General features: G+C 46.1%; 13 protein-coding genes. 12 read left to right on the forward strand and 1 reads right to left on the reverse strand.

What is annotated here, in order from left to right:
* Nucleotides 1-141: 141 nt before the first annotated feature.
* The 10 genes from Q1A18_RS09130 (at nucleotide 142) to Q1A18_RS09175 (ending at nucleotide 8,068) form a co-directional block, all read left to right on the forward strand.
* Nucleotides 142-477, forward strand: a complete 336-nt coding sequence (locus tag Q1A18_RS09130) for a NifB/NifX family molybdenum-iron cluster-binding protein (protein WP_299578744.1) — start codon at nucleotides 142-144, stop codon at nucleotides 475-477.
* A 12-nt stretch (nucleotides 478-489) separates the two neighbouring features.
* A complete protein-coding gene (locus Q1A18_RS09135) occupies nucleotides 490-1,359 on the forward strand; it encodes an ARMT1-like domain-containing protein (protein WP_299578746.1) in 870 nt (289 codons plus the stop codon).
* Complete coding sequence (locus Q1A18_RS09140; RefSeq protein ID WP_299578748.1) at nucleotides 1,356-2,231, forward strand: ATP-binding protein; 876 nt, start codon at nucleotides 1,356-1,358, stop codon at nucleotides 2,229-2,231. Before Q1A18_RS09135 ends, Q1A18_RS09140 begins: the two co-directional genes overlap by 4 nt.
* The gene (locus tag Q1A18_RS09145; RefSeq protein ID WP_299578750.1) at nucleotides 2,209-3,078 is read left to right on the forward strand and encodes a P-loop NTPase; all 870 of its coding nucleotides are present in this window, start codon (nucleotides 2,209-2,211) and stop codon (nucleotides 3,076-3,078) included. The genes Q1A18_RS09140 and Q1A18_RS09145 overlap by 23 nt, the downstream gene beginning before the upstream one ends.
* Nucleotides 3,071-3,898 carry an Mrp/NBP35 family ATP-binding protein gene (locus Q1A18_RS09150; RefSeq protein ID WP_299578752.1) on the forward strand — a complete coding sequence of 276 codons (828 nt, stop codon included), beginning with the start codon at nucleotides 3,071-3,073 and terminating at the stop codon, nucleotides 3,896-3,898. Before Q1A18_RS09145 ends, Q1A18_RS09150 begins: the two co-directional genes overlap by 8 nt.
* 13 nt (nucleotides 3,899-3,911) lie before the next feature.
* On the forward strand, nucleotides 3,912-4,556 hold the full coding sequence (gene ribA, locus Q1A18_RS09155; RefSeq protein ID WP_299578754.1) for a GTP cyclohydrolase II: 645 nt from the start codon (nucleotides 3,912-3,914) through the stop codon (nucleotides 4,554-4,556).
* Nucleotides 4,549-4,995: a thioesterase family protein gene (locus Q1A18_RS09160; RefSeq protein WP_299578756.1), complete on the forward strand. Its 447-nt coding sequence runs from the start codon at nucleotides 4,549-4,551 to the stop codon at nucleotides 4,993-4,995. The genes ribA and Q1A18_RS09160 overlap by 8 nt, the downstream gene beginning before the upstream one ends.
* Nucleotides 4,973-5,770 carry an MBL fold metallo-hydrolase gene (locus Q1A18_RS09165; RefSeq protein WP_299578758.1) on the forward strand — a complete coding sequence of 266 codons (798 nt, stop codon included), beginning with the start codon at nucleotides 4,973-4,975 and terminating at the stop codon, nucleotides 5,768-5,770. Before Q1A18_RS09160 ends, Q1A18_RS09165 begins: the two co-directional genes overlap by 23 nt.
* A 63-nt stretch (nucleotides 5,771-5,833) precedes the next feature.
* Nucleotides 5,834-7,192, forward strand: coding sequence for an FAD-dependent oxidoreductase (locus Q1A18_RS09170; protein ID WP_299578760.1), 1,359 nt, complete (start codon nucleotides 5,834-5,836; stop codon nucleotides 7,190-7,192).
* Between the two features lie 159 nt (nucleotides 7,193-7,351).
* Nucleotides 7,352-8,068 carry a peroxiredoxin gene (locus Q1A18_RS09175; protein WP_299578761.1) on the forward strand — a complete coding sequence of 239 codons (717 nt, stop codon included), beginning with the start codon at nucleotides 7,352-7,354 and terminating at the stop codon, nucleotides 8,066-8,068.
* Between the two features lie 100 nt (nucleotides 8,069-8,168).
* On the opposite strand, the gene Q1A18_RS09180 is transcribed toward Q1A18_RS09175, so the two are convergent.
* Complete coding sequence (locus Q1A18_RS09180; protein ID WP_299578763.1) at nucleotides 8,169-8,936, reverse strand: LexA family transcriptional regulator; 768 nt, start codon at nucleotides 8,934-8,936, stop codon at nucleotides 8,169-8,171.
* Nucleotides 8,937-9,099: 163 nt separating this feature from the next.
* On the opposite strand from Q1A18_RS09180, the gene dinB reads away from it, so the two are divergent.
* A complete protein-coding gene (gene dinB / locus Q1A18_RS09185) occupies nucleotides 9,100-10,263 on the forward strand; it encodes a DNA polymerase IV (protein WP_299578765.1) in 1,164 nt (387 codons plus the stop codon).
* Nucleotides 10,264-10,378: 115 nt separating this feature from the next.
* Nucleotides 10,379-13,309 (forward strand): DNA polymerase III subunit alpha, encoded by a 2,931-nt coding sequence (gene dnaE / locus Q1A18_RS09190; protein WP_299578767.1) that lies wholly within the window; start codon nucleotides 10,379-10,381, stop codon nucleotides 13,307-13,309.
* The last annotated feature ends 12 nt before the right edge of the window (nucleotides 13,310-13,321 follow it).

A 13,321-nucleotide genomic window follows, 5' to 3' on the forward strand; every position in this document is an offset into this window, starting at 1 on the left:
GAAGAGGACGTCGACGCGGGAATGCGTCAGGACGCAAAGCTTGCTTCTGAGGATGAACTGTTTCCGATTGAAAACTGGCAGCTGAATGGTCCTTAAAGCTGCCAGTTTACTTTCAAATGAATCAAATTAAAAATAGAGACTATGAAAAAATTTGCGATCCCGGTTGAGGATGGTCAACTATGCGCCCACTTCGGGCATTGCCAGCAGTTTGTAATTATCCAGGTTGACAACAACACGATGCTCCAACCAGAGTATTTAACGCCTCCGCCACATGAACCAGGACTGCTCCCTGCTTGGCTCGGGCAGCATGGAGTTACAAATATCATTGCAGGAGGCATTGGACAAAAAGCCATTAGCCTGTTCAATCAACAAAACATTGAAGTAACAGTAGGCGCCCAGCCCAAATCACCCCACGAGCTTGTAGCCGATTGGTTAAGCAATTCGTTGGTATCCGGAGCAAATGCGTGCGATCATTAATGACGAATAAACATGATTAATGACTATCGTTGTTTCTTTTGTTTTAACCGGGCTTTTGAGAAACTGCTTAAACGGGAGAAATTATCTTCAGAGCAAGCACTAAGTTTTACTCATGAGATGGTGCAATTTTATATGGAAAATCAGGAAGAATACTCGACACCACAATTAGCCAGAGAGTTGCATCTAAGGTTTAAAAAATATAATAACCAAGAGGATCCCTATCAAACAGAAAAGAAACAAAGCAATGATTTCATTCTGAATCAGTATCAAAAATTCAAAGCTCAGGTTGAATCAAGTGAAGACTCATTCAACACAGCACTTCGACTTGCCATTGCCGGAAATATAATTGATGCAGCGGTCAGTGAAACTTATCGATTAGATGAAACCATTGACCATGTCTTAAATTCTGACTTTGCCATTGATCACTCCAATCAATTAAAATCAGCAATTCAAAAGGCTCAAACGGTTTTGTACCTGGGAGATAACAACGGTGAAATTGTATTGGATAAATTGTTCATTGAAACCATTCATCACCCCAATTTGGTTTATGCGGTCAGGGATCAGCCAATCATTAACGATGCCACCATGTCCGATGCGCATTATGTGGGAATGACTCCGCTCGTGCCGGTCATTTCCAATGGATACGATGCGCCATCGACCATTTTAGAGCAATGTTCTGATGAGTTTTTGAGGCTATATAATCAAGCAGATGTTATTATATCAAAAGGTCAAGGCAACCTTGAAGGCTTATTGGAATCAGGAAATGAAAAAATATTTTTCCTCCTGATGGTTAAATGTGATGTCATTGCTGAGAAATTAGGAGTCAGTAAAGGTGACTTTGTCGTTACCCGACACTTTAACCCTGAAACATTAGAAAAATGAAGATAGCAGTTGCAAGCGGAAAAGGAGGGACGGGAAAAACGCTACTGGCCACCAACCTGTTTAATGTCATTCAACAATCAGGCTATGCAGTTGATTTAATTGATTGCGATGCCGAAGAACCCAATGACCAACAATTCATTAAAGGAAAACTGCAAGGACAACAACTGGTTACCCAGAACATCCCGGTCATTGATAAAGATCGGTGCACCTTTTGTGGAAAATGCCAGGAATTTTGTCAGTACAATGCCATTATTATTGTCCGAAGCCATCAGCATATCCGGGTTTTCGAAGACCTTTGTCACGACTGTGGGGCATGCGGCTACGCTTGTCAGTCAGGGGCAATTTCATGGCAAGCAAAAACAACAGGCACCCTCACAACCTATGAATACAACCAGCACTCATTACTCGTTGAAGGTCGAATAGCTGTTGGCGTATATTCATCGGTACCGCTCATTTCGCAAGCCATAAAAGGAGCGAAACCAGAGCAAATCACAATTCTGGATGCCCCGCCGGGAACATCCTGCCCTTTTATTGCCACGGTAAACGAAGCCGATTTTGTCGTACTGGTAACCGAGCCTACTCCTTTTGGTCTAAACGATCTCAGACTTTCTGTGCAAGCCCTTCAGCACCTTAACATACCTTTTGGCGTTGTTATTAACCGGGGCGGGTTGGGAAATCAGGATGTTCATCGTTTTTTAACCGAAAACAAGCTGCCGTTGCTGGATGAGATTCCCTTCGACCGCCGCATAGCCCAGCTTTACTCCGAAGGAGAGTTGATTACCAACAACATCTCGGCCTACAACAAGCAATTTCAAGAACTTTTCATTCGTATAAAAAAACAGATTGAACATGACCGAGATAGCCATACTTAGCGGAAAAGGCGGAACCGGCAAGTCGAGCCTGAGCGCTGCATTGGCAACTTTAGCCTCCAAAGTTGTGGTGGCCGACTGCGACGTTGATGCGGCCAACCTGCATTTGGTTCTCCATCCGGACAATTACCGCGAAGAGACCTACGTATCGGGACAAAAAGCAGTGATTGATGCCGCAAAGTGCAGCCACTGCGGAGCTTGCATGGACTATTGCCGCTTTGATGCCATCCGCCAAACCAACCACACCTTTCAGGTGATAGAAACAGCCTGTGACGGTTGCCAGCTTTGCACCCGGGTATGTCCGGAAGAAGCCATCAGCATGGTCAATCAAGATAAAAGCCGATGGTTTGCCGCCGACATTCCAAACGGCAAAATGATACATGCCCGGCTCGCTCCAGGCGAGGACAACTCAGGCAGGCTCGTTAACCTGGTTCGCGATCAGGCTCGTGAGGCAGCTCTTGAGCTTAACACGGATTTAATTCTGATTGATGGACCACCGGGAATTGGCTGCCCGGCGATCTCTTCCTTAACAGGTATCGATAAAGTCGTTCTGGTTTCTGAACCCAGTAAATCAGGCATTCACGATTTAAAACGCATTGTGAAGCTGGCCCAGCACTTTCGGGTCAAAATTTATGTTGTCATCAACAAATACGACTTAAGCAGTTCACTCAGCAAAGCCTTGGAAGACTGGTGTCAGTTGATGCGTATTCCCATCATTGGGAAACTTCCTTTTGACCGGCTGGTGGTTGATGCCATGGTCAATGGCGAGAGCATAACCAATTGGGCACCAGACTCAGCAATCAGTCATGAAATCCGAAAAATTTGGAATAAACTCATACAACATGAATAAGCAAGACCCTTTTGATAAAATAGAACTGCCCGGAGTAAAAAACGTCCTGGTGGTTGCTTCCGGAAAAGGAGGCGTTGGAAAGTCAACCGTAGCAGCCAACCTGGCAGTATCTTTGGCACGCGAAGGTTTTCGGACAGCTATTTTTGATGCCGACCTTTACGGACCGTCCATCCCGATCATGTTTGGGGTGCAAAATGAGAAGCCAACCATTGCCCATTATCAGGGAAAAGAAACCATCATCCCAATTACAAAATTTGGTGTCAAAATCATTTCCATCGGATTTTTTATGGTTAGTAACAAATCCCTCATTTGGCGTGGACCAGCCGCCTCATCCGGATTAGCTCAACTGCTATCCGATACCGAATGGGGCGAGTTGGATTATCTGATTATCGATTTTCCACCTGGCACCGGCGATATCCAATTGACAACCATCCAACGGCTAAACCTGACAGGCGCTATTTTGGTAACTACTCCACAACAGGTGGCCATTGCCGATGCCCGGAAAGCAGCCGATATGTTTAACACCAAACGAATTCAGGTCCCCCTGTTGGGTGTTGTGGAAAACATGGCCTGGTTCACTCCTGAAAAACATCCGGAGGAAAAATACTTTCTCTTCGGAAGTGGCGGAGGTCAGCAGCTGGCCAACCAGCTTAACGTCCCTCTGCTAGCCCAGATTCCCTTGGTTTGCGACGCTTGCGAACTGGGCGATACCGGTCAAACCATCTTTGCATCAACCGATGGAACACTGATCAACCAGTTTGAAACTCTGGCCGACAAAATAAGTAAACTTCCAACAGTCAGCGCTTCAACTAACAATTAAGCCAAGCTCAAAAATGTTTGAAATTCAACATCAATCAATTGAAACGACGATTCTTAAAATTGGGGAACGCGTGCAGCTTCCAACCGTTTACGGGGACTTTGAGTTGCTGGCCTTTCAGGAAAAAACCAATGGCAAGGAGCATATTGCTTTGATAAAAGGGCAGCCCGAAAAACAACAGCCGGTACTCGTCCGGATTCACTCTGCTTGTGCTACCGGCGATTTGTTTGGCTCCCTGCGTTGCGACTGCGGCGAACAGCTGCAACAGGCTTTAAGCCGGATCGAAGCTGCAGGTTGTGGCGTATTGATTTATCTTCAACAGGAAGGCCGTGGAATTGGGCTGATGGAAAAGATGAAAGCCTACCGGTTACAGGAAAAAGGTGTCGATACCGTTGATGCCAACCTGCAACTCGGGCACCAACCGGACGAGCGCGACTACAGGGCTGGAGCAGCCCTTCTCCATTATCTAAACATCAGCCAGGTTCGGTTGCTGACCAACAATCCGGAGAAAAAGAGCGGACTTGAAAAGCATGGCATTGCCATTTCCTGCTGCGTTCCCATTCTGACGACGCCCAACCAACACAATTCGTTCTACTTAAAAACTAAGCAGGAACGCATGGGGCATTTGTTGAAACAACTAAAACTGAACAGCTATGAATAAGCCTTTAGAAAGCCGTTTCAGCCTGCGTCCGCGCTATGGCGAGGCAGACCAAATGGGCTACGTGTACCATGCCAATTATGTGAGCTATTGCCACCAGGCACGCACCGAACTGCTTCGGGAACTTCAAATTGATGATAAAACACTGGAGTCGAATCAGATTATGATGCCAGTGATCAGCATGAACCTGCGGTACCACAAACCTGCGGGCTATGACGATCTGTTGACAGTGATCACCAAAATTCCACAACTACCAGTCACCCGTTTTGCTTTTCAGTTTGAAATCCGAAACGAATGTGATGAACTGATTTGCTCGGCAGATTCAACCGTCGTCTTTGTTGATAAAGTCAGCCGCAAGCCCATGCGGGCTCCGAAAATGATTATTGAGGCCCTCGAAAAACACCTTTACTTTTCGCATTATGAAACTGAGCATACTCACTGACAACACCGCCGGAAGCCACTTTTTAGCCGAGCACGGACTCTCTTACCTGATTCAGGTGGATGGGATGAACATTCTGTTCGACACCGGACACAGCGATGTTTTTCGGCAAAACGCCAGCAAATTGGGGATCGACCTGCAGCAGGAAGTCAGCCTGATCGTACTCAGCCATGGTCACTGGGATCATGGCAATGGCCTGCGTTTTTTGCAAGGCAAGCCTCTGCTCACCCATCCAGAGGCCTTCATCAGGCGATTTCGCAAAAAGGATCGTTCGCCCTTAGGCCTTGCCTTATCCTATGAAGAAATTAACCAGCAATTTGCACTAACAACAAGTGCGAAGCCCTACCGCATTTCAGACCGTATTTTTTATCTGGGCGAAATTCCCCGAACAACACCTTTTGAGTCGCAAAGTACGCCCTTTGAACAGGAGAACGGAGCAGATGATTTTGTGCCCGACGATTCAGCCTTGGCCATCGTCAACCATGGAAAACTGATTGTTATTTCGGGATGTGCCCATTCCGGCATTTGCAACATTTGCGAATACGCCAAACAAGTAACTGGCGTACAAACCATTGACGCCGTCATTGGCGGGTTTCACCTGAAAAGCCAGGATGAGCAAACCCGACAAACCATTCGGTATTTTGAACAAGAAAATATCCGAACGCTACTCCCCTCGCACTGCACTGAGCTTGCGGCACTAGCCGCTTTTCATGCTGCCTTTGGCATTGTCCAGGCCAAAACCGGACAAATTATCAGCTTTCCCTCTGCTGGAAAATGAGTCAGCCCTTTTAATGGTAGCAATAATTATAACGAGCTCTATTTTAATTAAAAACATAAGCATATGAAAAAGACAGATGTATTAATTATTGGAGGAAGCGCAGCAGGTATGGTGGCGGCAATGTCTGGCAAAACATCATGGGCTGATAAAAGCTTTACTCTGGTAAAAAAGCAAAAAGAGGTCATGGTCCCCTGTGGTATTCCTTACATTTTTGGCACACTTGATAGTAGTCAGCAGAACATTATGCCTGTTGATAATATGCTATCAAAAATAGGAGTTGATACCCTTGTCAACGAAGTTGTTTCAATTAGTAAGAATACGAAAACGGTGACCCTAAAAGATGGAGAACAAATCAGTTACAACAAACTGGTCATTGCCACGGGGTCAACACCCGTAAAGCCCAAATGGCTTAAAGGTACTGAGCTAGACCATGTTTTTGTGATTCCGAAAGATCGAGCTTACCTGGATGAGATGAAAAATCAAATTAGCGAGCTCAAAAAAGTGGTCGTGGTTGGTGCTGGCTTTATCGGGGTTGAATTTTCTGATGAATTAAAAAAGCAGGGACATGATGTTACACTAATTGAAAAAGAAACGAGTATTCTGTATTCTGCTTTCGATGAGGAGATCGCTTCTCGAATTGCAGAGATTCTTGAGAGTAGAGGCGTCAAAATCATAACAGGCAACGGAATCCGTGAAGTAGTGGGTGACTCAAAAGTGCAAGGGGTGAAATTGGAAAACGGCGATCTACTCCATGCCGATGCGGTAATTCTGTCAATGGGTTACGAACCAAACACAAAGTTGGCTGAAGATTCTGGAATTTATGTTGACGAAAGTGGTTTTATCGCTGTTGACGAATACATGCGTACCCACGAAAAAGATGTATTTGCTATTGGGGACTGCGCACAAAAGCGTGATTTTATTACCCGCAAGCGCATTTCCACCATGCTGGCCTCAACAGCTTGTGCCGAAGCGCGCGTAGCTGGAATGAATTTATTCAACATCCACGTGGTTAAAACTTTTAGCGGAACCATCGGAATTTACTCAACAGCCATTGGCGAATATGGATTTGGAACGGCAGGAATTACAGAATCACGAGCCAAAGAAGAAGATGTTTCGGTTGTTACCGGTTTTTTCGAAGGCATTGACCATCACCCGGGCAACTTACCTGGAACTCACAAACAACAAGTAAAACTGATTGTTGCCAAATACTCAGGAGTTATTGTTGGTGGAGAAGTAATTGGGGGTACAAGCGCCGGAGAATTAACGAATGTCATTGGTTTAGCCATTCAAAACAGGATGTCTGTTAATTCACTGCTTATTTCACAAATCGGCACACATCCTTGTTTGACGGCTTCTCCTGCTGGTTATCCATTAATAAAGGCTGCCGAGATTATTGCCGCAAAAATGAAAAACCCAAAGTGAATACAAAAGTAGCCACAGTCAATAAATGAACCTTTCATTCGAACTAATGTTCTATATAATGCTTACTATTTCTACTTTTTAAAAGAGGCAAAACAGCAAACTTTAATTACGATTCAAATCAGTAAAAAATCAATTATTAATCTTTAAAGTATTAGAACAATGGAAGAAAATCAAACACAACCAACCGTAAGTATGCCTCGCATTGGCGAGGCGGCACCTGAATTTAAAGCTGTAACCACACAAGGCGAAATTAATTTTCCATCAGATTACAAAGGCAGCTGGGTTATCCTCTTTAGTCATCCAGCCGATTTTACACCGGTTTGTACCTCCGAGTTTATGACTTTTGCCAGCATGGAAAAGCAATTCAATCAGGCCAATTGTAAACTGGTCGGACTTTCTGTGGATGGCTTGTACAGCCACATTGCCTGGCTGCGTACCATCAAGGAAAAAATTGAGTACAAAGGGATGAAAGATGTCGAAGTCACCTTCCCGCTGATTGAAGATATTACCATGGAAGTGGCTACCAAATATGGCATGATGATGCCCGGCGAAAGTAATACCAAAGCCGTAAGAGCCGTATTCATCATTGATCCAAAAGGAATAATCCGTACCATTATTTACTACCCGCTAAGTCTCGGACGTAATTTCGATGAGCTTTACCGGGCTCTGATTGCCCTGCAAACAGCGGATGAGTTTGAAGTGGCTACGCCAGCGGATTGGCAACCGGGCGACGATGTTATTGTACCCACTGCCGGTTCGTGCGGAACAGCCAAAGAACGCATGGAAAGCAAAGATGAAATGCATTGTTACGACTGGTTCTTCTGCACCAAAAAGCTGGATAAGGAAAGCATTTTGGATAAAATTCTGAAAAAGTAAAATCGCTCTGTTTTTAGTTTATAACAGTTAAATCTGAGGGTTCAATGCGTTTAGCACTTGAGCCCTCTTTCTTTTCGGAAGTTCAGTGCTTGCACCATCTTCAGCTCAGTTTATTTCGAATAGCTGCCAGCTCTTCCTGGATAATCTCCATCTGTCGGTGCAACTGGTCAGAAGTGCTTTGCTCAGGAACTTCTCTGGAGATAAAGTGTACAAATTTCCAGATTTCCCGAATTTCAGTAACCTGCATCGTGTAAGGCGCATAGGCCCGGTTGGTTGAAATCAGTTCCAAACAACCAGCTTCCGCCAGCCTGTTTTTTACCTTCTTAAAAACCACTCCTTCATTCAAGGTAAGCACCACACAACAGTCGCCATCTTTCAGCTCATACCAATCCTGAATGAACTCGCCTGTAACCCAGGCACCATCAGGTATCGGCAACATCGAATCACCGGAAATCTGGAAGGTACGGTATTTTTTTTCAGAAGAAAGGAATGGCAACTGAAAAGCCGGAAGTTCTGAAATATAATCCGGGTCAGAAAACCCATTCAGGTAACCGGCTTTCGCTTTCTCCGAAACCAGTTCAATATTTTCCCGGTTGTGCGAATCAACCGTGGTTGCTAACACCCGAATATTGCTTCCCCGCAAAAAAACATCCTGCCCATGTTCCAATTCATACAACTGACTCAACCGAAGTTGCGAAAGATCAACCCGCAAAAGCGTATCAACAGCCACCCCAAAATAATCGGACAAACGAATCAGGATCTGAATATTAGGTCCGGAAATCCCGTTTTCATAATTATTCAGAGTCGAACGCTTGATTCCCAATGCAAGCGCGATATCTTCCTGGGTACGTCGCCGGCGTTTTCTCAAAAACTTAAGGTTTGAAGCAAAATACATAGCTAGAATGATTATATTATAATCCGCAAATTTGATTATATAATAATCAAAAATACAGATTTTGCATTGAAAAACAATTTGTTTGTGTTGATTTTTTGGGGAGAATGACCAGTAGCATGCATGAAAGGAGGGAACGATGAATCTACAAAACCGCACCATTGCCCATTTTGACCTGGATACTTTTTTTGTATCTGTCGAACGGCTAATGAATTCTAACTTAAACGGCAAACCCATTCTCATTGGAGGGCTTTCGGACCGGGGGGTTGTAGCCAGCTGCAGTTACGAAGCCCGTACCTTTGGTATCCATTCAGCCATGCCCATGCGCATGGCTCTCAACCTGTGCGGCGATGCCATTGTCATCCGCGGAGATATGGACTTGTACAGCAAGTATTCCCGGCTCGTAACAGAGGTTATTGCCCACAAGGCTCCGATGTACGAAAAGGCATCGATTGATGAGCATTACATTGACATGAGTGGGATGGATCGCTTTTTTGGCTCCTACCAATGGACACACGAATTGCGCCAGCTCATCATTCAGGAAACCGGTTTGCCCATTTCTTTTGGATTATCGGTTAATAAAACCGTATCGAAAATAGCTACCGGAGAAGCCAAACCCAATGGCGAAAAAGAAGTGATCCAAAACCAGGTTCAGCCATTCCTGAACCCCTTATCAATCAGAAAAATTCCATTGGTTGGCCCCAAAAATTATCAGCTGCTTTCCTCCATGGGTGTGCAAACCATTCAAACCCTAAGCGCCATTCCACCAACCATGATGGAAAGTGTACTCGGAAAAACCGGGATCGAAATCTGGCGCCGCGCCAATGGTATCGACAGCCGTCCGGTAGTGCCCTACTCCGAAGAAAAATCGATGAGCACGGAACGCACCTTCGAAACCGATAGCATTGATGTACAAATGCTGAATCAGGTACTAACCCGAATGGTTGAAAAACTGGCTTTCAGGTTACGTCAAAAACAACGACTGGCCTCGGTGGTCACCGTCAAAATCCGCTACAGCAATTACGACACCCATACCCTACAAAAAAAGATTGCTTATACCTCTCTTGACCACGTGCTGATGGAGACAGCCCGTGATTTGTTTCGCCGGGTATACCAGCGACGCATGCTTGTCCGCCTGATCGGGGTTAAGCTGAGTGGCTTGGTAGGAGGCGCCCAGCAACTCAACCTGTTCGACAACAACGAAAAAATGGTGAAGCTCTACTTATCAATGGATAAAATCCGCATGCGTTTTGGCTCCGACGCGGTTCGCCGGGCCTCCGGAGTCAAATGCCGGGCTTCGTGAATTCGTTGTCTGACCGCTAATTCATGCAAGGAAAGTCAGTCCTTGTCTTGCTGCGGTCTCAACCTGACTGGCACGCTTCAGGCTAAGTCCTGTGAATCATTAAAAACAAGAAAGTATGTACCTCAACAACCACTCATTTTTCAGTCTTCGCTACGGCACCCTTAGCATTGAAGAGTTGCTGGAACAAGCTTCAAACATGTCAGTAGAAAGCCTGGCCCTGACCGATATTAACACCACCATGGGCATTCCTGACTTCGTGAAAGCTGCCAGCTCCAAAGGGATTAAACCCGTTGCCGGTTGCGAATTCCGAAATGGCGATCAGCTCTTGTATATCGGCTTGGCCCGTAACCGCGAAGGCCTGAAAGAATTAAACGACTGGCTGACGGAACATAACCTTCAGAAAAAAGAATTTCCGGCTGAGGCGCCACGCTTCAACCAGGTCTATGTTATTTATCCGTTCAGCAAAAAACACCAGAAACTACACGATCATGAGTTTATAGGAGTACGCCCCGATGAGGTAAACCAACTGCTAACTTCACCTTACCTTAGCGCGTCTCACCGCTTGGTTATTCTTCAACCCGTCAGTTTCACCAACCAATCGGGCTGGCACTTGCACAAAAGCCTGCGGGCTATCGATCACAACACACTGATTAGTAAACTTAGCTCCAGCCAGTCAGCTCCTGCTTCTGAAATTATGCTTCCGCCTGCCAGGCTTTATGAACGATTTTCCCGGTACCCGGAAATCATTCGTAACACCCAAAAAGTACTGGACGATTGCAACATCACCATTGATTTTAGCTCCTTCAAAAACAAAAAAGTGTTTACCCACACGGTGAGTACCGACAAACAATTGCTTGAAAAACTGGCCTTCGAGGGGATGATTTATCGCTACGGCACCAACAACCGGGAAGCCCGGGAGCGGGTCAGGCATGAGTTAAATATTATTTTCAAGCTGAATTTTTCATCTTACTTTCTGATTGCCTGGGACATCATTCGCTACAGCATGTCACGCGATATTTATCATGTTGGGCGAGGAAGTGGAGCCAACAGCATTGTCGCTTACTGCCTGCGAATCACCGATGTTGACCCCATCAAACTCAACCTGTATTTCGAACGTTTTCTGAACCCCAAGCGTACCAGTCCGCCCGATTTCGACATCGACTATTCGTGGCGAGACCGGGACGAAATTCAACAGTACATTTTCAAGCGCTATGGCAAAGAACACACCGCCTTACTAGGAGCCACCTCCACCTTTAAAGGCCGATCCATTTACCGGGAGCTCGGGAAAGTGTTTGGCTTGCCCAAGGAAGAAATTGACCGGCTGATTCGTGATCCGGGAAACAGGCAAAATCAAAACAAAATCACGGAAGCCATCGAAAAACTCGCCCAACAGATGGCAGACTTTCCCAATGCAAGAAGCATCCACGCCGGAGGTATCCTGATTTCGGAAGAACCAATCACCTATTACTCTGCACTGGACTTGCCTCCCAAAGGGCTTCCAACCACCCAATGGGATATGTATGTGGCCGAAGACCTGCGCTTTGACAAGCTCGACATCCTCAGCCAGCGCGGCATTGGACACATCAAGGAAACTGTGGAAATTGTTCGTGAGAACCAGGGAAAGCAAGTTGATGTGCACCAGGTGAATCAGTTTTTTCAGGATAAAGAAGTAAAAAAACGCCTGCAAACCGCAGAAACCAATGGTTGTTTCTACATTGAAAGTCCGGCCATGCGAGGATTGCTAAAAAAGCTGCAATGCAATGACTACCTCACGCTGGTGGCCGCCAGCTCCATCATCCGCCCCGGCGTGGCCAAGTCAGGCATGATGCGGCAGTACATTCACCGGTTTCACCATCCCAATGGGTTTCAATACCTGCACCCGATTATGAAAGAACAGCTGGAAGGAACCTATGGCGTGATGGTTTACCAGGAAGATGTGATCAAAGTGGCACACCATTTTGCAGGCCTCGATCTGGCCGAAGCCGATGTGCTGCGCCGGGCCATGAGCGGAAAGTACCGTTCGCGAACGGAATTCCAGCGCATCGAGGACACTTTTTTCAGCAACTGCCGGGCCAAAGGTTATCCCGATGCTTTAAGCTTGGAAGTGTGGCGCCAGATTGAGTCATTTGCCGGCTACTCGTTTTCCAAGGCCCATTCGGCATCGTATGCCGTAGAAAGCTTTCAAAGCCTGTTTCTGAAAACCTATTTTCCGCTGGAATTCATGGTTGCGGTCATCAACAATTTCGGTGGATTTTACCGCCCGTGGGTCTATTTCAATGAAGCCCAGCGCTGCGGCGCCCACATTGAACTGCCCTGTGTCAACCACAGCCGAAATGAAACACGAATTACAGGACGGACGATTTACACCGGTTTTGTATTTGTTCAAAACCTAGAGCAACAAACCATCAGCCGGCTGGTCTGCGAACGGGAAAAAAACGGCCCCTTCCAGTCACTCGCCGACTTTATTGAGCGTGTTACCATCGGCAAAGAACAACTCACCCTGCTCATCCGACTGGGGGCTTTTCGCTTCACCCAGAAAACCAAAGCTGCCTTGCTGTGGGAGGGACACCTTCTTTTAAACAAACCTATTCCGAAAGTAAAAAGCCCATCCATGTTTCAGGTTCAGGAGCGAAACTACCAACTCCCCAAGCTGGAACAATCGCCTTTACGCGATGCCTATGACGAGATTGAACTGTTGGAATTTCCAATCAGCATAAGCCTCTTCGACCTGCTACAAACCCGTTTTCGGGGCGAAGTTTTTGCAAAAAATATGCTTCAGCATGTTGGGCGTAAAGTGCGGATGCTGGGGCGTTTGGTAACCATAAAATATGTTCGAACCGTAAAGAAGGAAATGATGCACTTCGGCACTTTCGTTGATGTGTATGGTGAGTTCTTTGACTCGGTCCACTTTCCGCCTTCGCTCAAGCAGTATCCGTTTCGGGGAGATGGCATTTACCTGCTGCTGGGCAAGGTTGTTGAAGAGTTTGGCTATCCTAGCCTTGAAGTCGAAAAAATGGCCAAGATGCCGTTTCAAACAGCCTCTTAAGCTCAACAAAGA

It is taken from the genome of uncultured Sunxiuqinia sp., from assembly GCF_947495665.1.
GTDB lineage: Bacteria > Bacteroidota > Bacteroidia > Bacteroidales > Prolixibacteraceae > Sunxiuqinia > Sunxiuqinia rutila.